Genomic DNA, 24,985 nt, shown 5'->3' with positions numbered 1-24,985 from the left:
CACGGATAGGCCAAATATTACTGAGGCTCAATTCTCTTGAGAATGCCATGTCACGTCCCCTGCCCCCACTTGCCGCCCTGCACGCCTTCGAAGCAGCCGCCCGCCATGAAGGCTTCCAGCGCGCGGGCGAAGAATTGCACGTGTCGGCCGGCGCCATCGGCCACCACGTGAAACAGCTGGAAGCGTGGCTGGGCATCGTGCTGTTCCAGCGCCTGCCGCGCGGCGTGGTGCTCACCAGCGCGGGCCAGCGCTATGCGGCCTCGCTGGGCCCGATCCTCAACCAGCTGGCCGACGTGTCCGAGCAGGCGCGGCGTCAGGGCGATGACAAGGTGGTGACGGTGACGGCCACCAGCTCGCTCGTCTCGCGCTGGCTGATGCCGCGCCTGGGCCGGCTGCGCGACCGCTATCCACAGATCGAGCTGCGCGTGCTGGCGTCGATGCACCCGGTCGACCTGGCGCGCGACGGCGTCGACGTGGCCATCCGCCTGGGACCAGGCCGCTATCCGGGCCTCAAAGTCGATTTGTTGATGGAAGAATGGTTTTCCGCCGTCTGCAGCCCCGGTTTCCGCGCCAACGCGGCCAGCCTGCGCCAGCCGGCCGACCTGCTGCGCTATCCGCTGCTGCACGACGAGCCGGAAGTGCACCTGCCCGGCGAAATCGACTGGACGCGCTGGCTGCACAGCTGCGGCGTGCATTACAGCGGCAATAGCGGCAACAGCGGCGCGCGCTTTTCGCACACCTATCTGTGCCTGGACGCGGCCGCCAGCGGCCAGGGCGTGGCCATTGCCGCCAGCCCCCTGATCGGCGACGATTTGCGGTCGGGCCGCCTGGTGCGCGTATTCGAACACGCCGTGCGCGGCCCCCACCGCTATTATCTGCTGCGCTCGCCCCAGGCGGAAACGCGGCCCCTCGTGCATGCGTTCTGCGAATGGCTGATCGCCGAGGCGCGCGCCGACCAGGAAACCGTCTGGCCCACAGTGGAGACAGCATGACGAGCAGGGAACTGGCGCGCAGCGCCGCATATAGTGTCCAGCATGAGTACGAACAGGCAAGCGTGATCGCGGCCGATGGCAGGCAAGCCAGCGTGGGCGCGTTCTATGGCGACCCGGCCGCGGCCTTGATCGATGACCATGAGCAATGGTGCGCCATGGCGGGCGAGGGATTGGTGATTTGCCGGTTGGCACAGGGGCTCGGCAAGTGCGCGGCCTATTTCCGCCAGCCAGGTTCGGTGCGCTGGATTACCGACTTGCGGCAAACGGAACCGTTTGCGTTGGAGTGGCAAGGCGAGGATGGCGCTTGGCACGGCCTTGTCTTTGAGGCAGCGGATGTGTCGGCTTACGCGCCAGGGCGCTAAGCCGACCTACGCCGACCTACGCCAGCGCGGTGGATGGCTCGTAGGTCGGGTTAGCGCGCAGCGCGTAAGCCGACAACACATTACAATTTAATGAAGTGCTCGCGGTAGTATTTGAGTTCTTCAATCGACTCGAGGATATCGGCCAGCGCCGTATGCTTCTGGTGTTTCTTGAAACCGGTGGCGATTTCCGGCTTCCAGCGCTTGCACAGCTCTTTCAGTGTCGACACGTCAACATTGCGATAGTGGAAGAACGCTTCCAGCTTCGGCATGCCGCGCACCATGAAGCGGCGGTCCTGGCCGATGGTGTTGCCGCACATGGGCGACTTGCCTGCCGGTACGTATTTCTTCAGGAACGCGATCAGTTCCGCTTCCGCCTGCGCTTCCGTCACGGTCGACGCTTTTACCTTGTCGATCAGGCCCGAGCGGCCGTGCGTGCCCTTGTTCCAGGCATCCATCTTGTTCAGGGTTTCATCGGACTGATGAATCACGAACACGGGGCCTTCGGCCAGCAGGTTCAAATGCATGTCCGTGACCACCACCGCCACTTCGATGATGCGGTCGGTATCGGGCTCCAGGCCCGTCATTTCCATGTCGACCCAGACCAGGTTCATCTCGTTTGGACGTGCCGGCACGGCGGGTGCGGGGGTGGATGCAGTTAAGTCGGTCGCTTGTGACATAATTCTCTCTTGGCCTAATCAAACTAAATAATCAGCCATTTTCTCACAGGCACAGAATGTATTCACTCGCGTTTTCGATTTTGTTTGTATCCGTCCTCGTTTTGACCCTGGCCGTGCGCTTCTGGCTCGCTTCGCGGCAGATTCGCCACGTGCTGGCCCACCGCGCCGCGGTGCCGCCCGAATTCGCGGAAAAAATCCCGCTGGCCGCGCACCAGAAGGCGGCCGACTACACGGTGGCGAAGACCAAGTTCGGCCTGCTGACCCTGCTGGTCAACTACGCCGTATTGATCGGTTTTACCTTGCTGGGCGGCCTGCAATGGCTGGCGCTGTACTTGCATGAATTGACGGGAGCGGCGGGATCGCCCATGCTGTACCAGCTGGGCCTGATGGTCGCCTTTGCTGCCATTTCCGGCCTGATCGACCTGCCCTTCGAGTACTACCAGCAGTTCGTGCTGGAGCAGCGTTTTGGCTTCAACATGATGAGCAAGGGCCTGTTTTTCACGGATTTGCTCAAGAACATAGGCATCACGGCCGTGCTGGGTCTGCCATTACTTTGGGTCATACTTGTCCTGATGGCAAAAAGTGGCGACCTGTGGTGGTTCTATGCCTGGATCGTCTGGAGCGCGTTCTCCTTGCTGATGATGGTCATCTTCCCCAACTTTATTCAACCGCTGTTCAACAAATTCACGCCGCTGGCCGACGAAGCGCTGAAAAGCCGCATCGAAGGCTTGATGCAGCGCGTCGGCTTCGCCTCGAAAGGCTTGTTCGTCATGGATGGCTCGAAGCGCAGCGCCCACGGCAATGCATATTTCTCGGGCTTTGGCGCCAACAAGCGCATCGTCTTCTTCGACACCTTGCTGTCGCGCCTGGCGCCGCAGGAAATCGAAGCCGTGCTGGCGCATGAACTGGGCCACTTCAAGCTCAAGCACATCGTCAAGCGCATCGCCATGATGTTCGTCATTTCGCTGGGTTTCCTCGCGCTGCTGGGCTTCCTGAAGACGCAGCCATGGTTTTACGCGGGCCTCGGTGTCGACCCTGTCGCCCTGGCGCTCACCGGCCAGCCGACGGACGCGCTGGCCTTGCTGCTGTTCATGCTGGCCTTGCCCGTCTTCACTTTCCTGCTGGGACCGTTGACGTCGCTCAGCTCGCGCAAGCACGAATTCGAAGCGGACGCCTTTGCCGCCACGCACACGCAGGCGGACGACCTCGTCTCGGCCCTCGTCAAAATGTATGAAGACAATGCGTCGACCCTGACGCCCGACCCGCTGCACTCGGCCTTTTACGATAGCCACCCGCCGGCCAGCGTGCGCATCCGCCACCTGAAAGGGGCTACAACATGACTACGCCATCGACTTCGCAAGACCTCGCCCAACTGAGTTGCTCGCCGCGCCAGCAGGCGCTTGGCGACACGGACATCGCCACCCTGCACGCCCTGCTGCCCCAGTGGACGGTGCAAAATGGCAAGCTGTGCCGCGACTTCGGCTTCAAGAATTACTACCAGACCCTGGCGTTCGTGAACGCCCTGGCCTATATGACCCATACGCAAGACCACCATCCGGAGCTCATCATTACTTACAAAACCTGCGCCGTGCGCTACGACACGCACTCGGTCAACCAGGGCGCCGGCGGCCTGTCCGAAAACGACTTCATCTGCGCCGCCAAGGCAGACCTCATCTACCAGAGCAGCCAGGTGACCGCATGAGCGAAGGCAAGTTGACGGGCGTCATCATCGCCGCCCACGGCCGCCATTACCTGGCCGACGTGGACGGCGCCAAGCTGCAATGCGTAACGCGCGGCAAGAAAACCAATGTGGCCGTGGGCGACATCGTGCACCTGACGCGTACCTCGAACGACCAGGCCGTCATCGACCGCATCGAGGAACGCAAGACCCTGCTGTACCGCTCGGACCAGTACAAGTCGAAATTGCTGGCCGCCAATTTGACGCAACTGTTCATCGTCGTGGCGACGGAGCCGGGCTTTGCCGACGACCTGATCTCGCGCTCGCTGGTGGCGGCCGACGCGGCCGGCATCGAAGCGCGCATCATCCTCAACAAAACGGACGTGACCGCTTCGCTGGAACGCGCCCGCGAACGCCTGCTGCCGTATTCCTCGATGGGCTATCCCGTCGATGAAGTGTCGGCCCGCGCCGAACCCGAGCACGCCGTGGCCACCCTGGCGCCGCTGCTGGCGGGCCAGTCGTCGATCCTGATCGGCCAGTCGGGCATGGGCAAGTCGTCGCTGATCAACCTGCTGGTGCCGGATGCCGACATCGCCGTGCGCGAAATCTCGGCCGCGCTCGACACGGGCAAGCACACGACGACCTTTACGCGCCTGTACAAGCTCGACGAACTGGGCGCGAACAGTTCCATCATCGATTCGCCCGGCTTCCAGGAATTCGGCCTGTACCACCTGTCCGAAGGCATGCTGGAGCGGGCCTTCCGCGAATTCCAGCCGTATCTTGGCGGCTGCAAGTTCTATAACTGCCGCCACCTGATCGAACCGCAGTGCGCCATCCTGCAAGCCTTGTCTGAAGGCAAGATCGCCAAGATGCGTCATACCCTGTACGGCCAGCTGCTGCACGAATCGGCGCAAACCTTGTATTGAACACGCATGGCGCCCGCCGCCGGGGTGGGCGCCAAACCGATAAAAACATTACCACCGCGAATTAAACAGAATTAAATTCCGCTGCACAGCCCGCTTTCCGCCATTCATTCCAAAACCGTCCGTCGTCCGATTTCGCAGTTCATCGCCGGATTCCTGCGTTTCATCGCTTTGCGCTGGCATCGCACCGGTCCACTTGCTACCTTGGCATTGTCCCCGCCAGCGAACCTGCTGGAGACAACATCAGTCTAACTCCAACCAGCATTTTTGATCACAAGGTGAAATCATGAAAGCATCGTTCTCGCGTACCCTCGCCCTCGGTAGCGCCGCCCTCGTCCTCGGCCTGTCTTGCCTCAGCGCCAGCGCACTGGAAATCGGCGAACAGGACAAGGTCCAGATCTCCGGCAAGGTCTATAAACTGGCCCCGCAGGAATTCAGCCAGTACGGCAATAGCTACCAGCTCGACACGGGCGATACCTTGCTGCTGCGCCAGCAAGTGAACCGCTATTTCACGCAAATCAAGGGCCAGCCCGAAGTAGAACTGTTCGGCCGCGCGCCGGGCGTCTTTGAAACGGCCAGCGGCACCCGCATGGAATTTCGCAACGATGGCGACGTCATCGCCATTAGCGGACTGAACAATATTCCAGGCGCCGTGGCCAAGGCTGGCGAAACGGCCAGCACCGTGCACTTCGCTGGCCGCTAAAGCAAGGGGCACAGCAAACGACCGTAGTCGCCACGCTGTCCATGGGGCGTGCATCAGCCGGCAGGGGCTGGTGCACGCCCCGCCTGCTTTGCGCAGCCTGAAATGACGCGCGCAAAAAATACTGTCGAGCCTGCCAAACAACTGCATCCGAATGCAGCTTACAATGCGATCCAATAAGGTGTCACTGGCCGCTGGCCAACACCATCGCCTTGCAGGAGATTTCGGATGGAAATGTTCGCGCTCGAACATGACATTGCACAGTGGGAAGACACACTGCGGCCATTGCGCACCTTGGAGCGCCTGCCCTTGCTGATGCTGCTGGCATGGCATTTACGCCAGCGCAACTGCGCACAAGCGCTGCACCATGCGGCCGAAGCGGCGGCCTTGCTGCCCCAGGCCCAACTGACGTCCCACGCCCTGGCGATCGCGCAAGCGCGCCTGCAACTGGTCGAGGCGGAAGTGGCCTGGCTGCAAGGCGCGCTCGATACGGCCGAAAGCCTGGCCATGGCGGCGCACGCCACCCTGTGCGCACACGGCGACGGCGCCGGCTGCGCCGATGCCCACTGGCTGCTGTCCTCGATCGCCGTCGACCGCGGCGACCATGCCCGCTGCGATGCCGAACTGCTGGCCGCGGCGGAGCAAGCGCGCAGCGCCGGCGATGCGATGCGCGCCAGCCTGGCCGACGCGGCCACGGCGCGCTGGGCCGTCCTGCGCGACGCCCCAGCCGCCCAGGCCCGCTGGGGCGCCGACTTCCAGGCCGACGGCACCAGCGGCAAGCTGCCCGCGCCGCTGGCCGCCTGGGTGCACGATTTCCGCGGCTTGCTGGCGCACACCTCGCGCGACCTGGGCGCGGCCGCCGGCCACTACATGCAAAGCTATGAGGCGGCCCTGGAAAGCGGCCAGCTGCGCGGCGCGATCACGGCCGCCATCAATATCGGCGACTGTTTCTCCAGCCTCAACGACAACGAATCGGCCCTCGAATGGATGCAGTGCGCGCTGGACCTGGCGCGCCCCACCGGCTGGCCGCGCAGCATCGGCGCCTGCCAGACGCATACGGCCGAGACCATGCGCAAGCTGGGGCGCCTGGCCACGGCCGAAGACTTGCTGCGCGAAGCGCTGCTGATCCTGGCCCCCGTGGCGGGCGCGCGCACCTATGCCAACGCCCTGTTCCACCTGGGCGAACTGAGCCTGGACAAGGGCGACTACGACACGGCGCTCGACGCCTTCAGCCGGCTGGCGCAGCGCGCCGAAGCGCTGGGCCAGGCCGACTTCCGCAGCATGGCGCAGCGCGGCAGCGCCCACGCGCTGTCTTACCTGGACCGACCGGACGAAGCGCTGCAGGCGGCCGAACGGGCTTGCCAGCTGGCCACCGCGCAGGGCGACGCCATGCACCAGGTGGCGGCGCTGCGCGTGCTGTCCATGCTGCATGCGCGCCACGACCTGCCGCCGCCCGCAGGCATGCAGGAACGCAATCCCGCCCTGCATTTCTTGCACCAGGCGCTGCAGGTGGCCGACTCCATCGACGGCTATGTGCCGCCGGGCGAACTGCTCGATGCGCTGGCGCGCGAATATGCGCATGCGGGCGACTATGCGCGCGCCTACGATATCGCCCTCGCGGCGGGCGTGGCGCGCGAAAAAAGCCACACCCAGCAGGCGAGCAACCGCGCCACCGCCATGCAGGTCTACCACCAGACGGAACATGCGCGCTCGGAAGGCTATCACCACCGCGAACTGGCCGCCTCCGAAGCACGGCGTGCCGAAGTGCTGCAGCAAACCAGCGACACCCTGGAACGGCTGTCGGCCATCGGCCAGGAAATCACCACCCACCTCGACGCCAGCGCCGTGTTCCAGGTGCTGGACCGCCACGTGCATGCCTTGCTGCCGGTCAACACCTTCGCCGTCTACATGCTCGATGCGGCGGGCACGGCGCTGCACCGCGCGCACGGCATGGAAGCGGGCCGGCCCCTGTCCGACAACGCCATTCCACTGAGCAACCCACGCGCCTATTCCGTGCGCTGCCTGCTGGGCCGGCGCGAAGTGTATATCGACCAGGTACCGCCGAAGCGCCACGCCTACACCGTGCCCGGCACCCTGCATAACCAGAGCGTGCTGTACGTGCCCTTGACGGTGGGCGAGCGCGTGCTGGGGGTGATGACGGTGCAGGCTTGCCATGCCCATGCCTACGGCGAACGCGAACGCCTGATCTTCCGCACCCTGTGCGCGTACGGCGCCATCGCGCTCGACAATGCCAGCGCCTACCGGCAACTGCAGGACGCCCAGGCGCAATTGGCATCGCAGGAAAAGCTGGCCGCCCTCGGCTCGCTGATGGCCGGCGTGGCGCATGAACTCAATACCCCGATCGGCAACAGTTTATTAATCGCCAGCACCATGCTGCAAAAAACGGAAGACGTGGAACGCCTGATGAACGGCCCCGGCCTGCGCCGCTCGGACCTGGCCGCCTACATCGACGATGCAAGCAAGGCGTCGGCGCTGGTGATGCGCGGCCTGCACAGCGCGGCCGACCTGGTCAACAGCTTCAAGCAGGTGGCCGTCGACCGCACCACCGAACAGCGGCGCCAGTTCGACCTGCAACAGGTGAGCAATGAAATCATCGCCACCGTCATGAACCGCATCCGCAGCTCGGGCCACCGCATCGAAACGGACATCGCGTTCGGCATCGCCATGGACAGCTATCCGGGCCCGTTCGGCCAGGTGATCACCAATCTGATCAATAACGCCCTGCTGCACGCGTTCGCCCCCGTGCCCAACGATGGCGCCGCCGGCAAGGGCTGCATGCGCCTGTCCGCCACGCTGGACGGCGCGCGCGTGCGGATCGTCTTCGCCGACAATGGCGGCGGCATCGCCGAACAGCATTTGTCGCGCATCTTCGACCCCTTCTTTACCACCAAGCTGGGCCAGGGCGGCAGCGGCCTCGGTTTGTCGATCAGCTACAACATCGTCACGGCCCTGCTGGGCGGCACCATCCAGGTGGCCAGCAGCCCCGCCGGCACCCGCTTCACACTGGATTTGCCCCTCCTGGCGCCGCAGCTGGACCGGGCCGCGCCCGCCAGCATCTATTAATCCACCGCCCTTTGCCCGGGTGCAGGCTTGCCTATACAAGTACGCGCCCGGACGGTCTTTCCAATCTAAAAGCAAAACCCTTATAATTGAACGGCTGAAGTACTTGCCATTGCATTATTTTCAATATGGCAAACCGCATCGACCCGCGCGACACGCGTCGCGCTGGCACCGATCAACACAGCAGCGCGCCGGGCGAGGCAGTCATCAGACGAGATGTTGTACGCTGATGCAACCCGGCGGGAAAGGCACGCCGCCGGCGGCCTGCGCATCTTCAAGTGGTCATTATGTCGACAAAAAAACCGATCAAGCACTACCTCCAGTTCTCCGATTTCACGTTGGAAGAGTACGAATATGTGATCGAACGCGCCCATCTGATCAAGCGCAAGTTCAAGAATTACGAAATCTACCATCCACTGATCGACCGCACCCTGGTGATGGTCTTTGAAAAGAACTCGACCCGCACGCGATTGTCGTTCGAGGCCGGCATGCACCAGCTGGGCGGCGCCGCCATCTACCTGAACACGCGCGATTCCCAATTGGGCCGCGGCGAGCCGGTGGAAGACGCGGGCCAGGTCATGTCGCGCATGTGCGACATCATCATGGTGCGTACCTTCGGCCAGGAAATCATCGAGCGTTTCGCCGCCAATTCGCGCGTGCCGGTAATCAATGGCCTGACCAATGAACACCACCCGTGCCAGGTCTTTGCCGACATCTTCACCTACATCGAACACCGCGGCTCGATCGCCGGCAAGGTCGTCGCCTGGATCGGCGACGCCAACAACATGCTGTACTCGTGGCTGCAGGCGGCTGAAGTATTCGGCTTCCACGTCAACGTGTCGACGCCCAAGGGCTACGACATCGACCTGACGCAAGTCAAGACCGAGCGCTACACCTTCTTCGCCAACCCGTCGGACGCCTGCGAAGGCGCGCACCTGGTCAACACGGACGTGTGGACCAGCATGGGCTACGAAGCGGAGAATGCGGCCCGTATTGCCGCCTTCGACGGCTGGATCGTCGATGGCGCGAAGATGTCCCGCGCCGCGCCCGACGCCCTGTTCATGCACTGCCTGCCCGCCCACCGCGGCGAGGAAGTGGCAGCCGAAGTGATCGACGGCCCGCAATCGGTCGTGTGGGACGAAGCGGAAAACCGCTTGCACGTGCAAAAAGCGCTGATCGAATACCTGTTACTCGGTAAAATCCAATAATTCGCCCGGCACTGCATAAAACCTGGCAGCATCGCAATACATACATCGACAACGACAACTGGAAGCAATATGAGCGACATTAAAAAAGTAGTCCTGGCCTATTCCGGCGGGCTCGACACCTCCGTCATCCTGAAATGGCTGCAAGATAACTACCAGTGCGAAATCGTCACCTTCACGGCCGACCTGGGCCAGGGCGAAGAACTGGAACCGGCGCGCGCCAAGGCCATCAAGTTCGGCATCAAGCCGGAAAACATCCATATCGAAGACGTGCGCGAAGAATTCGTGCGCGATTTCGTCTTCCCGATGTTCCGAGCCAACACCGTGTATGAAGGCGAATACCTGCTGGGCACTTCGATCGCCCGTCCGCTGATCGCCAAGCGCCTGATCGAAATCGCCAACGCCACGGGCGCCGACGCCATCTCGCACGGCGCGACCGGCAAGGGCAACGACCAGGTGCGTTTCGAACTGGGCGCCTACGCGCTCAAACCTGGCGTGAAAATCATCGCCCCATGGCGCGAATGGGATCTGCTGTCGCGCGAAAAGCTGCTGAAGTACGCGGAAGACGCCGGCATCGAAATCGACATGAAGCACAAGAACGGCGGCGCGCCGTACTCGATGGACGCCAACTTGCTGCACATCAGCTTTGAAGGCCGCCACCTGGAAAATCCGAGCGCCGAAGCGGAAGAGACCATGTGGCGCTGGACCGTCAGCCCGGAAAACGCCCCGGACGAAGCGGAATACCTGGACATCGAATACGAAAAAGGCGATATCGTCGCCATCAACGGCGTGCGCATGTCGCCCGCCACCGTGCTGGCCGAACTGAATAAAGTTGGCGGCAAGCATGGCGTGGGACGCCTGGACCTGGTGGAAAACCGCTACGTCGGCATGAAATCGCGCGGCTGCTATGAAACCCCGGGCGGCACCATCATGCTCAAAGCCCACCGCGCCATCGAATCGATCACCCTGGACCGCGAAGTGGCCCACCTGAAAGATGACCTGATGCCGCGCTACGCGTCGATGATCTACAACGGCTACTGGTGGGCGCCCGAGCGCGTCGCCCTGCAAACCCTGATCGACCACACGCAGGAAACCGTGAACGGCTGGGTACGCATCAAGCTGTACAAGGGCAATGTCATCGTCGTGTCGCGCGATTCGAAGACGGATTCGCTGTTCGACATGAACATCGCCACCTTCGACGAAGACGGCGGCGCCTACAACCAGGCCGACGCCGGCGGCTTCATCAAGCTGAACGCCTTGCGCATGCGCATCGCCGCCATCGCCCGTGAAAAACGTGGCCAGAAGTAACTAGTTGCCGGGAGACACTGTCTCCCGCGCCAAGCAAAGCCGCCCACGGGCGGCTTTTTTACATTTGAAACGCACTCGACCACGATTTACGGCCCGGCGCGCGCCCGGATCACCCCCATTTTGCTGTGCGCGTGGCAAAATGCTACAGTGCACTTTAGAACACCTAACATAACCTACTGCGCGTCGCGATTTGCGGCCTCCGATGCTCACTGTGCATGCGCACAGTTCCGCTTCTCAGCCGCAACTCACTGCCGCTCGCTACGGTTCTGTAGGCGCTCTTTCGAAAAAATCCCGCTTCCGGAGCCCTCCCATGTTCAAAGACCTGAGTATCAAGAATAAACTGTACCTGGGCTTCGGCTCCATCGTGGCCATCATCCTGATCTTGCTGGGCGTGGCCTACAACAGCTTTTCGCGCCTGTCGGAAGCCAATGCGTGGGACCGCCACACGATGGAAGTGCTGGGCGAGATCGACAGGATTCACAATTCCATCCTGCAAATCCAGGTGGAAGCACGCGGTTTCATCCTGACCGGCAGTGAAACGTCGCTGTCGCCGGAATCGAATGAAATGGACGTGCTGAGCCAGCACACGCAAAAAGCCATCGCCATGACGGCCGACAACAAGGTGCAGTCGGAACGCTTCCGCAAGATCGACGCGCTGACCACCACCTGGGTCAAGGAATGGATCACCCCGCTGATCGAAAAGCGCCGCGCGCTGGGCAATGCGCCGGGCGCCACGGAAGCGGTGGCGCGCACCATGCCGGTCGGCGGTTACCCTGCCGTCAGGCAGGCGAACAAGCTGCTCGACGAAGTCGCGGCCGAAGAGTCGCGCTTGCTGGCCGAACGCACGGCCAACACGACAAAATTGCAGGAAACCATGATGCTGACCCTGGCGCTGGGCGGCCTGCTGTGCGTGGCGCTGGCGCTGGGCATTTCCTACCTGCTGGTCCGCGCCATCCTCGGCCCGCTGAACAGCCTGACGGACGCCGTCGGACGCATCGCCAGCGGCGACCAGCGCGCGCGCGCCACCATCCTCTCGCGCGACGAGCTGGGCAAGGTATCGGAAGAATTCAACCGCATGGCGCAAACGATTCAGGACAACCAGGTAAATGAACAGGCCGCCACCAACACCTTGCGCGCCAAGGTCGATTCGCTGCTGGAAGTGGTCTCGAAAGCCGCCTCGGGCGACCTGACGGGCAAGGTCGGCATCACGGGCAGCGACGCCATCGGCCAGCTGGGCAATGGCCTGGCGAAGATGTTTGAAAACCTGCGCAGCCTGCTCAACAATGTGCAAAAGGCCGGCATCCAGGTGACGACGTCCGCCACGGAAATCGCCGCCTCGGCGCGCCAGCAGGAAGCGACCGGCATCGAGCAGGCGCAAACGAGCGTGGAAATTCTCAGCACCACCAAGGAAATCTCGGCCAACACGAGCCAGTTACTCAAAACCATGGAAGACGCCACCGCCGTGGCCGACTACACGACAAATGCGACGGCCGAGGCGCAGAACAACCTCAAGCGCATGGATTCGACCATGCAGCACATGGTCTCGGCCACCGATTCCATCAACGCCAAGCTGGCGGCCCTGTCGGAAAAAGCCAGCAATATCAATAGCGTGCTGATCACCATCACCAAGGTGGCCGACCAGACCAACATCCTGTCGCTGAACGCCGCCATCGAGGCGGAAAAAGCGGGCGAAGCGGGCCGCGGCTTTTCCGTGGTGGCGACGGAAATTCGCCGCCTGGCCGACCAGACGTCCGTGTCCACGTGGGATATCGAGCAAATGCTCAAGGAAATGCAGTCGGCCGTGTCCGCCAGCGTGATGGGCATGGACAAATTCTCGGAAGAAATTCGCCGCAGCGTGGGCGAAGTACGGCAAGTGGCCGAGCAGCTGTCGTCCGTGATGGACCAGGTGCAGAAACTCACGCCGCAATTCGACGCCGTGCTGCAAGGCATGCAGTCGCAGGCGATCGGCGCCTCGCAGATTTCCGACACCATGATGCAGCTCAACGACGCCACCCAGCAGACGGTGGAGTCCTTGAAGGCCACCAGCGAGGCCGTGCACCAGCTGCAATATGCGGCGGGCGACCTGCAGTCGAGCGTGTCGACTTTCGCCGTCACCATCTGATCCCATGAAAGTGCTGCTCTTTCACATCGGACGCGACCGCTATGGCCTGCCCCTGGCCCGCATCGTGCGCGTCTTGCCGCTGCTGGAGCTGAAACAGTTGCCGCTCACGCCAGACTACGTGGCCGGCCTGATGGACTTGCATGGCACGCCCGTGCCCGTGATCGACCTGTCGCGCCTGGCCGGGCTGCCGGCCGCCGCCGCGCAGTTCGACACGCGCATCGTCGTCGTCGACTACCGTGCGTCTGGCGGCGAAACCATGCACGCGCTGGGCTTGCTGGCCTCGCAGGTGCGCGGCATCGCCGACATCGACCCGCTCCAGCTTGAAGACAGCGGCGTGGCGACAGTGCCCTTCCTGGGCCAGGTGGCCAGCGACGCCGACGGCATCGTGCAGCTGGTGGAACTGGAACACCTGCTGCCGCCGGACGTGCGCGCGCTGCTGTTTCAAAACGCGGGCGCGGCATGACGGCGCAAACCCTGCTGCGCCGCGCGACCGGCCTGTCCGTCTCCAAATCCGTGGCCGAACGGGCCGTCGGCCAGCGCATGGAGCAAACGGGTTTTGCCGATAGCGAAGCCTACCTGCAGGCGCTCACACCGGCCGAAATGACGCAATTGATCGAACTGGTGGTGGTGCCCGAATCGTGGCTGTTCCGCGACCCGCAGGCGTTCTACGCCAGCGTCGAACTGGTACAGGAACGCTGGGCGCGCGGACGCGCCACGCGCATCCTGTCGATCCCGTGCGCGGGCGGCGAGGAACCATATTCGATGGCCATGGCGCTGCGCGACGGCGGCGTGCCGAAACAGGCGTTCAGCATCGACGCCTACGACCTGAGCCCCGGCTGCATCGAGCGGGCGCAGGCGGGAATCTACGGCCGCAATGCCTTCCGCGCGCAGGACGTGGCCTTCCGCGAACGCTATTTCACGCACGTGGCCGACGACGCCTACCGCATCATCGACTCCTTGCGCGAACAGGTGACCTTCAGGCAAGGCAACCTGCTGCAGTTCGATACGGCCACCTACAGCCGCCACTACGACGTCATTTTTTGCCGCAACCTGCTGATCTACTTTGACAAGCCGACCACGCGCGCGGCCATCCATAACCTGTCCGCCCTGCTGGCCGACGACGGCATGCTGCTGGCCGGCTATGCGGAAGTGCCGTCGTTCTGCCAGAACGGCTTTACGACGCTGCAGTTCCGCCAGGCTTTCGCCCTGAAGAAGGAAACGGCACCGACGGCGGCGGCCCTCCAGGTGGCGCCGCTGCCGGCCTTGCGCGCCTTGCGCAGCGTGCCGCCCGCGCCAAGGCGCGCTGCAGTGGCAGCCACGCCCATCGCATCGGCGGCGCCGCGCACGCGCCCCGTATCCGTGCCGCCGCCGTCGCCGGCCGCGCAAGCTGATTTGCTGGCCGAGGCACGCCTGCTGGCCGACCGTGGCCAGTTGCGCGAGGCAGGCGAAAAATGCCATGCCCACCTGGCGAAAGTACCCGAGGCGGCGGAAGCGTATTTCATGCTGGGCATCATCAATGAACTGGCCGGCAAGATGGACCTGGCCGACGACTACTGGCGCCGCTGCATCTATCTGCAGCCCGACCATTACGAAGCGCTGTGCCACCTGTCCCTGCTGGCCGAACGCCATGGCAACCACACGGCCGCCGCCACCCTGAAGGCGCGCGCGGCACGCATCTACGAGCGCCGCCAGGCGTCCAACTAAGGGGCAAGCATGACAAATCTCATCGCCACCGAGTCCCCCGCCACCATCGACGACTGCTGGAACCATATCGGCGTGGTCGGCGACCAGAGCTGCCCCAAGCTTTCGGCCAACGTGCATTGCCGCAACTGCGACGTGTATGCGGGCGCCGCCCAGCGCAACCTGCAGCGGCCCGTGGACGAACACTACCGGCGCGACTGGGCCAGCCACTTCCGCCAGATCGATGCGGGCGGCGAAGTACGCGACAGTTCGGCGCTGGTGTTTCGCATCGGCCGCGAATGGCTGGCGCTGCCCACGCGCGTATTCGACTCCGTGGCGCCGCAGGCCAAGCCGCACGCGCTGCCGCACCGTGGCGGGGGCGGCCTGGCGGGCATCGTCAATATCGGCGGCAAGCTGTATCCGTGCATGTCGCTGGCCAGTTTGCTGGGCATCGACGAACAGGGCGCGCCGCCAGCCAAGGGCCGCCACACGTTTGCGCGCCTGCTGCTGATGCGCTGGGAAGACCAGGCCTACGCGCTGCCCGTGGCCGACCTGCACGGCATCGTGCGCTACGCGTCGGGCGCCGTGCAGGCGCCGGCGGCCACCATCAACAAGGGCCTGTCGCGCTTCCTGTCGAGCGTGATCACCGAAGGCGACATGCGCATCGGCTGCCTCGACACGGCGCTGATCGGCTTTCAACTTGCGAGACTATTACGATGAGCCAGGACCAGCACGGCGACCTCAGTGCCTTTTCCATGCGGGACCTGTTCCGCATGGAGGCGGACAGCCAGACCCAGATTCTCACCGACGGCTTGCTGGCCATGGAGCGCCATGCGGGCGACGCGGCCGCCGTCGAAGCGATGATGCGCGCGGCCCACTCGATCAAGGGCGCGGCCGCCATCGTCGGCCTGCAAGTGGTGGTGCAGCTGGCGCACGGCATGGAAGACAGCTTTGTCGCCGCCCAGCATGGGCGCTTGAAACTCACGCCGGAGCGGGTCGACGTGCTGCTGTCGGGCGTCGACCTGATCGTGCAGCTGTCGCGCCTGGACGACGCGGGCGCCGAAGCGTGGCTGGCCGCGAATGCGGCGCAGATCGAGCAGACCCTGAACGCCATCGCCGGCATCGCCGACCTGCCCGAATTGCCGGCCCTGCCCCCGGCGCCTGCGCCCATGCCTGCACCCTTGCCGCCGGAAGCGGCAGAACCGCAAGCGCCCGTGGCCAGCGGCCTGGCGGGAGAGGGAGAGGAAGCGGAAGCGGCCGCCCCGGCGCCGCGTACGGCGACCGGTGCAGGCGCACCGGCCAAGGCGCCAGCGCAAAACTTCGACAAACTGCTGTCGCTGGCCAGCGAATCGCGCATCAATGCGCACCAGATGCACCCGTTCGTCGGCGCCCTGCAGCGCTTCAAGCGCAACCAGAGCAGCCTGTTTTCCGCCATCGAGCACCTGCATGAAGCCATTGCCCGTTCGGCCGACCCGGGCCTGATGGAAAAGTCCTTGCTGGCGCTGCAAAAGACGCAGCCCCTGAAGCAATTCATGCTCGAGCACATCGCCGACATCGAGACCTATGAACGGCGCCTGCTGGCCGTCTCGCAAGGCATGGTCGACGAAGTGCTGGCCCTGCGCATGCGCCCTTTCCGCGACGGCATCCACGCGTTCCCGCGCATGGTGCGCGACCTGGCGCGCAGCCTGGGCAAGGAAGTGCAGCTGGAGATCGATGGCGAAGATACCCTGGTCGACCGCGACATCCTGGCGAAGATCGAAAGCCCGCTGAATCACATACTGAGAAATGCCATCGACCATGGCATGGAAGGCCCGTACGAGCGCATCGACGCGGGCAAGGAAGCGCTGGGCACGATACGCATGGAAGCGCGCCACCGCGCCGGCATGCTGAGCATCGAGATCAGCGACGACGGGCGCGGCGTCGACCTGGAGAAAATCCGCCAATCCGTCATCGAGCGCAAGATGGCCAGCCCCGCCATGGCCGCCGCGCTGTCGCCGGGCGAACTGCTGGAATTTTTGTTCCTGCCCGCCTTCAGCCTGAAGGAAAAGGCGAATCAATTGTCCGGACGCGGCGTGGGCCTCGACATCGTGCACGAGACGATACGCCAGCAAAACGGCACCGTACGCCTGGAATCGGAACCGGGCCGCGGTTTCCGCGCCCTGATCACCCTGCCGCTGACGCAATCGATCGTGCGCGCGCTGGTGGTCGACGTACACGGCGAAGCCTACGCCATCCCCATCGTCAAGGTGGAAAGCGTGGTGCGCGTGCCGCAAGCGGCCATCCATACGCTGGAAAACAAGCAGTTCTTCGAACTCAAGGGCGAGCATCTGGGCCTGGTATCGGCGGCGCAAGTGCTCGAACTGGGCGAAGCGGCCAACCAGGCCGAGGATTTGCCCGTGGTGGTGATCGGCCGCGGCAAGCAAAGCTATGCGCTGGTGGTCGACGCCATCCGCGGCGAGCAAAGCCTGGCCGTGCAAGCCATCGACCCGATCTTCGGCAAGATGCGCGACATTTCCGCCGCCGCCCTGCTCGACGACGGCGAACCGGTGCTGATCCTCGACGTGCCCGACTTGCTGCTGTCGATCGACAAGCTGCTGCACGAGGGCGGCCTGCACCAGCTGGCGCAGGCGGGCCACGCCGAACGCCGCAAGGCCAAGCGCATCCTCGTCGTCGACGATTCGCTGACGGTGCGCGAGATGGAGCGCAAGCTGCTGCTGGCGCGCGGCTTCGACGTCGACGTGGCCATCGACGGCATCGACGGCTGGAACGTGGTGCGCAGCGGAGAATATGACTTGGTGATCACCGACGTGGACATGCCGCGCATGGATGGCATCGAACTCGTTTCGCTGATCAAGAAGGATCTGCACCTGCACAAGCTGCCGGTGATGATCGTGTCGTACAAGGACCGTCCGGAAGACCGCGCGCGCGGCCTGTCCGCCGGCGCCGACTATTATTTGACCAAAGGCAGCTTCCACGACGAGACCTTGCTCGACGCGGTGGCCGACCTGATAGGAGATGCCCGCTTATGAGCTGTCATTCATGAAAATTGCCATTGCCAACGATGTCGCCATGGCCGCCGAGGCCCTGCGCCGCGTGGTCGCCAGTACGCAGGAACACCAGGTGCTGTGGATCGCCCGCACGGGGCTCGAAGCCGTGCGCATGTGCGAGGGCAATCGTCCCGACCTGATCTTGATGGACTTGAACATGCCCGAGATGGATGGCGTGGAAGCGACGCGCCTGATCATGGAGCAAAGCCCGTGCGCCATCCTGGTCGTCACGGGCCGCCCGCAAGACAATGTCAACCAGGTCTTTCGCGCGCTGGGCGCGGGCGCGCTCGACGTCACGGCCACGCCCGTGCTGCAGGGGGAAGTGGGCGGCGACAGCGAACTGCTGGCCAAGATCAAGACCATCGGCAAGCTGATACGCCACAGCGCCGAAGCACCGCCGCCGCGCCAGGCGCCAGCCAATGGCGGCGAGCGGGGCGACGGCCAGGTATCGACCCTGGTGGCCATCGGCGCCTCGACGGGTGGGCCCTCGGCCGTGGCCAAGGTGCTGTCCGGCTGGACGGCGCCGCCCGGCTGCGCCATCGTCGTGGTACAGCACATCGATGAAACCTTCGCCTCGCACTTCGCCAAATGGCTCGATGACCAGCTCAGCATGCCCGTGCGCGTGATCGCCGATGGCGACGAACTGGTGTCCGGCGCCGTACTGATCGCCAAGACCAATGATCACCTGCTGCTAGATCAAAATTATCGTTTGGGTTACGATGCAGCACCACGCGACTATGTTTACCGCCCGTCCGTCGATGTCTTCTTCAACTGCGTGGCGCAGCACTGGCGCGGCGATGCCATCGGCGTATTGCTCACAGGCATGGGGCGCGACGGCGGCGATGGCTTGCTGGCCATGCGCCGCGCCGGCAAGACGACGATTGCGCAAGACCAGGCCAGCAGTGCCGTGTATGGCATGCCGCGCGCGGCGGCCGAACTCGATGCGGCCCAGCAAATCCTGCCATTGGATAGAATAGGTGCCAGCCTGCGCAGCCGCCTGGGTGCCAAGCTCAACAATGGGTGGGAGCCCTCCCCTAACATCTGAAAAGAATGCAATGCCAGAATTCTCCTCCAGCTTCACCCAGTATGAGCCCGCATTGACCGAATTCAAGGTCAGCGTGCTGCTGGTGGACGACCAGTTGATCATCGCCGAAGCAGTCCGGCGCATGCTCAGCGACCAGCAGGATATCGAATTTCATTACGTGACCGACGCCACGCAGGCGCTGGACACGGCATTGCGTTTGCAACCGAGCGTCATCCTGCAGGACTTGGTGATGCCGGGCATCGACGGCTTCGCCCTGATCCAGCTGTACCGCGACAACACGGCGCTCGCGCATGTGCCCGTCATCGTCATGTCGGCCAAGGACGATCCGAAACTGAAGGCCCACAGCTTTGCCGTCGGCGCCAACGATTATGTGGTGAAACTGCCGGACCGCCTGGAATTGCTGGCGCGCATACGCCACCATTCCAACGCGCACATCAGCCGATTGCAGCGCGACCAGGCTTTTCGTTTCCTGCGCGAAAGCCAAAAGAATCTGGCCGACGCGAATATTGAATTACAGAAACTGGCCGCCCTCGATGGCTTGACAGGGATCGCCAACCGGCGCCGCTTCGATGAAACCCTGCAATTCGAATGGCAGCGGGGCCAGCGCGACAAGACGCCGCTGAGCCTGCTGTTCTGCGATATCGACCATTTCAAAAGCTATAACGACCATTTTGGCCACCTGGCGGGCGACCTGGGCCTGAAAAAAGTCGCCGCCGTGCTGACGGAACATTTGAAACGCCCGGCCGACTTGGCCGCCCGCTATGGCGGCGAAGAGTTCGCCCTGATCCTGCCGGAAACGGAAGCGACCGGCGCGCTGCTGATCGCCGAGGCATGCCGGCGCCATCTGGAAGGCTTGCAGATCGAAAACCCGGCGGCAAGCAAGGGCATCGTCACCATCTCGATCGGCGTGGCCACCGTCGTGCCATCGCCGGACTCGACGATCGAGCAACTGATCAACCGCGCCGACCAGGCCCTGTACGCGGCCAAGCGCGGCGGACGCAACAGCGTGCTGAGCGCCAATGACGTCCAAGACTGATTTTTAACAGCAAGGAAAGTGAAGCATGAGCACACAACTGGACAATGTCAGCGTCGTCAAGAAGTCGAATATTTATTTTGACGGCAGATGCGTCTCGCACAACGTCATCCTGGCCGATGGCACGAAGAAAAGCGTGGGTGTAATTTTCCCGTCATCGTTGCGCTTCAACACGGGCGCGCCGGAAATCATGGAAATCGTCGGCGGCCTGTGCAAGGTGCGCCTCGCTGACGCGACGGAATGGAACAGCTATGGCGCGGGCACGCAATTCAGTATCCCGGGCAATAGCTATTTTGATATCGAGACCGTCGAAACCGTCGATTACGTCTGCCACTTCGGCTAATCCACGCAGAAAAAACGTCCATGGCTGCGTTGCACTGCCTCGCCGTACTATACGTACTGTCTTCGGCAATGCGCCTTGCCCTGAACATTTTTTCAAGCGCGGATTTACAACTTAGACAAACACAGGCTCAGGCGACAGGCGCACGCCATATTTCGCCTCTACATCATCCTGTATCGCTTCCGCCAGCCGGGTAATGTCCGCGCCACGAGCGCCGCCATTGTTCACCAGAACCAGTGCCTGCTTGGGATACACTCCTGCGGGCCCCAGGTTTTTTCCCTTCCAGCCACACTGATCGATCAGCCAGCCGGCAGCCAGCTTTTCCGTGCCATCGGGCTGCGCATGGTGCACCAAGGCAGGGAAACGTTCCAACAAAGCAAGACATTGCTCCCGTGACACCACGGGATTCTTGAAGAAACTGCCCGCATTGCCGATCACGGCAGGATCCGGCAATTTTCTCCGGCGGATCGCCATCACCGTGTCGGCCACCTGCTGCGGCGTCGGCTCGGCAAGATTGCGCTCGGCCACGGCTTGCGCCAGTTCCGCATAGCGCAAGTTCGGCTGCCATTCGGTCGGCAAGGCAAACGTCACTTCCAGCACGATCAGTTCGCGCCCGTCCGTCTGCTTGAAGATGCTGTCGCGATAGGCGAAGCGGCAAGCATCGCGGTCCATGTCGAAAACGATGCCGCTGCCGCTGTGCATGACGCTCACGCTATGCAGATAATCCTTGATTTCCACACCATACGCGCCGATATTCTGGATAGGCGCCGCGCCTACCGTGCCGGGGATCAATGACAGGTTTTCCAGCCCACCCACGCCTTGCGCCAGGGTCCACTGCACGAAATCGTGCCAGTTTTCGCCGGCTGCGGCCGTGACGAGTATGGTCTCGAAGTCCGCCTGCGCCAGGCGCATGCCGCGCGTGGCCATATGCAGCACGGCGCCGGGAAAGTCGCCAGTCAGCACAATGTTGCTGCCGCCGCCCAGTATCAGGCGCGGCATGGCGGACAGTAGGGGATCTTGCAGCGCGGCCTGCAATTGGGCCTGCGAAGTGATGCGTACGTAGGCGGCCGCGTTGGCCGTGATGCCGAAGGTATTCAGGCGCTGGAGGTTGTAATTGTGTTCGATGGTGAGCTCTGCAGACATGGGATAGCGATTATTTTGCTCGATTATAGAGTGAAACCGACAAAAAACCAGCGCAAGACAAGGGCGACCTGCCCGTTGTCCGTTAAAATGTCGCATCTTTAACAAGGCCGTCCCATGGCGCAGAATCAGCCGCCAAGGCCCAGCGCGCCGAGCGTGCGCTCGCTTTAACAAGAAAAGGAACAGACCATGCCGTCATTTGATGTAGTCTCCGAAGCCGATATGATCGAAGTCAAGAATGCCGTCGAGCAATCCAACAAGGAAATCACGACCCGCTTCGACTTCAAGGGCAGCGACGCCCGCGTCGAACACAAGGAAAACGAATTGACCGCGTTCGCGGACTCGGAATTCCAGCTCAGCCAGGTGCGCGACGTACTGACCAACAAATTGACCAAACGCAAGGTCGATGTGCGCTTCCTCGACGAAGGCGACATCAAGAAGATCGGCGGCGACAAGGTCAAGCAGATCATCAAGATCAAGAACGGCATCGAATCGGATGATGCCAAGAAAATCGTGCGCGTCATCAAGGACAGCAAGATGAAAGTGCAAGCGAGCATCCAGGGCGAAGCCGTGCGCGTCACGGGCGCCAAACGCGACGACCTGCAAGCGGCCATGGCCATGCTGCGCAAGGACGTGCCCGACATGCCGCTGGAATTTAACAATTTCCGCGATTAATTTCGATGATGCGCACGCTCCGGCCTGCGCTTGCACCGGCGTGGCGGCAAGCTGCCTCGGAGCACCTGCCCGCTTGGGGTAGAATTGAAGCTGCGCACAGCTACATGCGCCCGCGCGCCTGACCGGCAGCGGGCTTGACCGTACATCTGGCTCAGTGATAACCACGGTAGTCTAAGGATAGCAATGAAACGTGTTGATGATTTCCGCCTGCGATTTGGCAAAAAAGAATATGTGCCCATCATGATAGGCGGAATGGGTGTGGATATTTCCACGTCGGAGCTGGCCCTGGAAGCGGCCCGGCTGAACGGTATCGGGCATATCTCCGATGCCATGGTGGAAGACGTGTCGGATCGCCGTTTCGACACCACTTTCGTCAAAGACAAGACGAAACTGTACAAGTTCAACATCAATAACAGCGACAAGGCCGTGGTGCAGTTCGACCTGGGCCGCCTGGCGGAAGCGCAGCGCCTGCATATCGGCCGCACCATGGAAGCGAAAAAAGGCGATGGCCTGATTTTCGTCAATTGCATGGAAAAGCTGACCATGAACGGTCCGCGTGAAACCTTGCGCGTGCGCCTGAACGCGGCGCTCGACGCCGGCATCGACGGCATCACCCTGTCCGCCGGTTTGCACTTCGGCTCGTTCGCCCTGATGGCCGACCATCCGCGTTTCCGCGATGCCAAGCTGGGCATCATCGTCTCGTCCGTCCGCGCCTTGCAGATTTTCCTGCGCAAGAATGCCAAGCTGGACCGCTTGCCTGACTTCATCATCGTCGAGGGACCATTGGCCGGCGGCCACCTGGGTTTCGGCATGGACTGGGCCAATTACGACCTGCACACGATCACGGCGGAACTGCTGGCCTACCTGAAGGCAGAACAGCTGGATATCCCGCTGATCGCCGCTGGCGGCATCTTCACGGGCAGCGACGCCGTTTCCTTCCTGGAAGCGGGTGCTGCTGGCGTGCAAGTGGCGACGCGCTTTACCGTCACCAAGGAATGCGGCTTGCCAAACAAGGTCAAGCAGGAATACTACAAGGCCTCGGAAGAAGACATCATCGTCAATGGCGTCTCGCCGACGGGCTACCCGATGCGCATGCTGAAGAACACGCCCGCCATCGGTGCCGGCATCCGTCCAGGCTGCGAATCGTATGGCTACCTGCTCGATGCGACGGGCAACTGCGCCTACATCAACTCGTACAATCGCGAAGTGGCAGCCCATCCGGAACAAAAAACCGTCGTCGTGATGGACAAGACTTGCCTGTGCACGCACATGCGCAACTTCAACTGCTGGACCTGCGGCCACTACACGTATCGCCTGAAGGACACCACGCACAAGCTCGACAACGGTGAATACCAGATCCTGACGGCCGAACACGTCTTCAAGGATTACCAGTTCAGCGTCGACAACCAGATCGCCCTGCCTGAAAAAGAAATCCTGGTAGCAAGCTGAATCTTGTCAGCCTGATATAAAAATGGCGCAGCCTGCGAAGGCTGCGCCATTTTTTTATGCGGGTAGCATGTCCCGCAATGCCCGTTCGATCGCGTCGAACTTGGGCCGCCGCAATACCTCGTCCTGCAGACAAGCATCCATCATGGCCTGCAGGCCGGACAAGGGCGTCGTGCAATGCCCGGCCAACTCGCCGAGCAGCACGCCAAAGGCGCGCGCCTCTATTCCTTGCAGCACCGCCCCTTGCGCCGAACCGGGCGCAAACATGGACGCCGCGCCAAAGTCGCCCAGCAGGCAGGCGCCGGTGTCCGCATGCAGGATATTGTGCGCATACAGGTCGCCGTGCACGATGCCGTACGCATGCAGCTGGCACACGGCCGAGGCGATCCCGTGGGCAATGGCCAACGCTTGTGGAGGGTCAAAGCGCGCGCCATCGGCATATACGTCGCGTGTGCAAGACTCCAGGCTCGGCGGTCCGGCCAGGTTGCGGTAGGCTGCGTCGATGAACGGCATGACGAGGCCCATCGCCCCTTGCGGGTGCGCATCGAGCGTCCCGAGGATGGGAATCAGGCCCACGTGCGCACCGGCGCCGACACAGGCGGCCATTTCGCTGCGCGGCAAGCCATCGCTGGTCATCGCTCCCTTGAACACTTTGACGGCGACATCATCAACGCCATCCAGACGGGCACGGTAAATCACGCCCGATGCGCCCTCGCCCAGCTGCTGCGCCAGTTCCAGGCGCTGCCATGCCACACTAGCCGCTCCCGTACCAGCCAGGGCCGCCAGCTCACGCGCTTCCGTAAAGGGATTGCCCGCATACGCGAGCCAGCTCAGGCGTGGCAAGGATAGCAGGCACTCGGGCAGCGCCGTGAAACGGTTGGCGGCAATGCGCACCAACTCCAGCCGATGGCAAGCCGCCAGGGTGGCGGGCAAGTGGCTCAGGCAGTTCCCAGCCAGCATGAGTTTCTGCAATTGACTGCACTTGCCCAGTTCATCCGGCATGGACTCGATGGCATTGTCGGTCAGGGTCAGCCAGCGCAGCCTCGGCGGCAAGGCTGCGGCTGGTACGTGGCGGATCCGGTTCGCCTTGAAACCGATCATTTCCAGGGCCAGACATGAACCGAGCACGGCCGGCAAGGTGGTGAACAGGTTATCCGAGCAAAAAATGATGCGCAGCTTGTGCAGGCGCGGCAAATCGTCGGGCAATGTGGACAACGCGTTGCCGGACAGGTCGAGGATTTCCAGGCTGTCGGCCAGGTCGAAGATTTCGCGGGGGAATGCCGTCAAGCCGCAGGAGAGCTTCAGGCGGCGCAGGCCGGCCAGCTGACCAGCACGTAATTGTTCCAGTGTATGCACAGCAGACAAGATATCCCTTTCAAGGTAGCACGCGATGAATGCCATGCATAAATCATTGGACGTAAAAAAACCCCAACCGGATCACCGGAAGGGGTTTTTTCGAATAACAAGCCTGACGATAACCTACTTTCACACTGGTTGCAGCACTATCATCGGCGCAAAGTTGTTTCACGGT

Annotated in this window: 22 protein-coding genes; 19 read left to right on the top strand and 3 right to left on the bottom strand. The window is 62.8% G+C overall.

The features are described from left to right. Positions 1 to 47: 47 nt before the first annotated feature. Positions 48 to 992 carry a transcriptional regulator GcvA gene (gcvA, locus tag ACQ4WO_RS26155; RefSeq protein ID WP_436483857.1) on the top strand — a complete coding sequence of 315 codons (945 nt, stop codon included), beginning with the start codon at positions 48 to 50 and terminating at the stop codon, positions 990 to 992. After that, complete coding sequence (locus ACQ4WO_RS26150) at positions 989 to 1,354, top strand: hypothetical protein (RefSeq protein WP_436483856.1); 366 nt, start codon at positions 989 to 991, stop codon at positions 1,352 to 1,354. Before gcvA ends, ACQ4WO_RS26150 begins: the two co-directional genes overlap by 4 nt. 80 nt (positions 1,355 to 1,434) lie before the next feature. Here ACQ4WO_RS26150 and orn read toward each other — a convergent pair whose 3' ends face one another. After that, positions 1,435 to 2,031, bottom strand: a complete 597-nt coding sequence (gene orn / locus ACQ4WO_RS26145; protein ID WP_170846480.1) for an oligoribonuclease — start codon at positions 2,029 to 2,031, stop codon at positions 1,435 to 1,437. Positions 2,032 to 2,087: 56 nt separating this feature from the next. Between orn and ACQ4WO_RS26140 the strand changes: the two genes are divergently transcribed. From ACQ4WO_RS26140 to ppnP, 15 genes are all read left to right on the top strand, one after another. Continuing rightward, the gene (locus ACQ4WO_RS26140; protein ID WP_436483855.1) at positions 2,088 to 3,371 is read left to right on the top strand and encodes a M48 family metallopeptidase; all 1,284 of its coding nucleotides are present in this window, start codon (positions 2,088 to 2,090) and stop codon (positions 3,369 to 3,371) included. After that, positions 3,368 to 3,733, top strand: coding sequence for a 4a-hydroxytetrahydrobiopterin dehydratase (locus ACQ4WO_RS26135; RefSeq protein ID WP_139090835.1), 366 nt, complete (start codon positions 3,368 to 3,370; stop codon positions 3,731 to 3,733). The genes ACQ4WO_RS26140 and ACQ4WO_RS26135 overlap by 4 nt, the downstream gene beginning before the upstream one ends. Further along, positions 3,730 to 4,635, top strand: a complete 906-nt coding sequence (rsgA, locus tag ACQ4WO_RS26130) for a ribosome small subunit-dependent GTPase A (protein WP_034785059.1) — start codon at positions 3,730 to 3,732, stop codon at positions 4,633 to 4,635. Before ACQ4WO_RS26135 ends, rsgA begins: the two co-directional genes overlap by 4 nt. Positions 4,636 to 4,918: 283 nt before the next feature. Further along, positions 4,919 to 5,335 (top strand): hypothetical protein, encoded by a 417-nt coding sequence (locus ACQ4WO_RS26125; RefSeq protein ID WP_128140122.1) that lies wholly within the window; start codon positions 4,919 to 4,921, stop codon positions 5,333 to 5,335. Between the two features lie 225 nt (positions 5,336 to 5,560). Next, the gene (locus ACQ4WO_RS26120; RefSeq protein WP_436483854.1) at positions 5,561 to 8,416 is read left to right on the top strand and encodes an ATP-binding protein; all 2,856 of its coding nucleotides are present in this window, start codon (positions 5,561 to 5,563) and stop codon (positions 8,414 to 8,416) included. 284 nt (positions 8,417 to 8,700) lie between these two features. Further along, positions 8,701 to 9,621, top strand: a complete 921-nt coding sequence (gene argF, locus ACQ4WO_RS26115; protein WP_436483853.1) for an ornithine carbamoyltransferase — start codon at positions 8,701 to 8,703, stop codon at positions 9,619 to 9,621. Between the two features lie 69 nt (positions 9,622 to 9,690). After that, positions 9,691 to 10,926: an argininosuccinate synthase gene (locus ACQ4WO_RS26110; RefSeq protein ID WP_035825961.1), complete on the top strand. Its 1,236-nt coding sequence runs from the start codon at positions 9,691 to 9,693 to the stop codon at positions 10,924 to 10,926. A 310-nt stretch (positions 10,927 to 11,236) separates the two neighbouring features. Continuing rightward, positions 11,237 to 13,048: a methyl-accepting chemotaxis protein gene (locus ACQ4WO_RS26105; RefSeq protein ID WP_436483852.1), complete on the top strand. Its 1,812-nt coding sequence runs from the start codon at positions 11,237 to 11,239 to the stop codon at positions 13,046 to 13,048. 4 nt (positions 13,049 to 13,052) lie between these two features. Beyond that, entirely contained in the window at positions 13,053 to 13,511 is a 459-nt protein-coding gene (locus ACQ4WO_RS26100) for a chemotaxis protein CheW (RefSeq protein WP_436483851.1), read from the top strand. After that, positions 13,508 to 14,752 (top strand): CheR family methyltransferase, encoded by a 1,245-nt coding sequence (locus tag ACQ4WO_RS26095; RefSeq protein WP_436483850.1) that lies wholly within the window; start codon positions 13,508 to 13,510, stop codon positions 14,750 to 14,752. Before ACQ4WO_RS26100 ends, ACQ4WO_RS26095 begins: the two co-directional genes overlap by 4 nt. Before the next feature lie 9 nt (positions 14,753 to 14,761). Next, positions 14,762 to 15,448 (top strand): chemotaxis protein CheW, encoded by a 687-nt coding sequence (locus ACQ4WO_RS26090; protein WP_436483849.1) that lies wholly within the window; start codon positions 14,762 to 14,764, stop codon positions 15,446 to 15,448. Next, positions 15,445 to 17,757, top strand: coding sequence for a hybrid sensor histidine kinase/response regulator (locus ACQ4WO_RS26085; protein ID WP_436483848.1), 2,313 nt, complete (start codon positions 15,445 to 15,447; stop codon positions 17,755 to 17,757). Before ACQ4WO_RS26090 ends, ACQ4WO_RS26085 begins: the two co-directional genes overlap by 4 nt. 10 nt (positions 17,758 to 17,767) lie before the next feature. After that, positions 17,768 to 18,820, top strand: a complete 1,053-nt coding sequence (gene cheB, locus ACQ4WO_RS26080) for a chemotaxis-specific protein-glutamate methyltransferase CheB (RefSeq protein ID WP_128140127.1) — start codon at positions 17,768 to 17,770, stop codon at positions 18,818 to 18,820. 10 nt (positions 18,821 to 18,830) lie between these two features. Beyond that, a complete protein-coding gene (locus ACQ4WO_RS26075) occupies positions 18,831 to 19,856 on the top strand; it encodes a diguanylate cyclase (protein WP_436483847.1) in 1,026 nt (341 codons plus the stop codon). 25 nt (positions 19,857 to 19,881) lie between these two features. After that, the gene (ppnP, locus tag ACQ4WO_RS26070) at positions 19,882 to 20,196 is read left to right on the top strand and encodes a pyrimidine/purine nucleoside phosphorylase (RefSeq protein WP_436483846.1); all 315 of its coding nucleotides are present in this window, start codon (positions 19,882 to 19,884) and stop codon (positions 20,194 to 20,196) included. Between the two features lie 111 nt (positions 20,197 to 20,307). On the opposite strand, the gene murB is transcribed toward ppnP, so the two are convergent. Next, positions 20,308 to 21,336, bottom strand: a complete 1,029-nt coding sequence (murB, locus tag ACQ4WO_RS26065) for a UDP-N-acetylmuramate dehydrogenase (RefSeq protein WP_436483845.1) — start codon at positions 21,334 to 21,336, stop codon at positions 20,308 to 20,310. Positions 21,337 to 21,522: 186 nt separating this feature from the next. Between murB and ACQ4WO_RS26060 the strand changes: the two genes are divergently transcribed. After that, entirely contained in the window at positions 21,523 to 22,008 is a 486-nt protein-coding gene (locus ACQ4WO_RS26060; RefSeq protein ID WP_034759416.1) for a YajQ family cyclic di-GMP-binding protein, read from the top strand. Between the two features lie 183 nt (positions 22,009 to 22,191). Then, positions 22,192 to 23,457, top strand: coding sequence for a nitronate monooxygenase (locus ACQ4WO_RS26055; RefSeq protein WP_070277935.1), 1,266 nt, complete (start codon positions 22,192 to 22,194; stop codon positions 23,455 to 23,457). Between the two features lie 54 nt (positions 23,458 to 23,511). On the opposite strand, the gene ACQ4WO_RS26050 is transcribed toward ACQ4WO_RS26055, so the two are convergent. Then, positions 23,512 to 24,810 (bottom strand): protein kinase, encoded by a 1,299-nt coding sequence (locus tag ACQ4WO_RS26050; protein WP_436483986.1) that lies wholly within the window; start codon positions 24,808 to 24,810, stop codon positions 23,512 to 23,514. Positions 24,811 to 24,985: the final 175 nt, after the last annotated feature.

It is taken from the genome of Janthinobacterium aestuarii (genome assembly GCF_051380835.1).
GTDB classification, from domain to species: Bacteria; Pseudomonadota; Gammaproteobacteria; order Burkholderiales; family Burkholderiaceae_D; genus Janthinobacterium; species Janthinobacterium aestuarii.
This window is presented reverse-complemented; position numbering and strand designations above follow the sequence as displayed.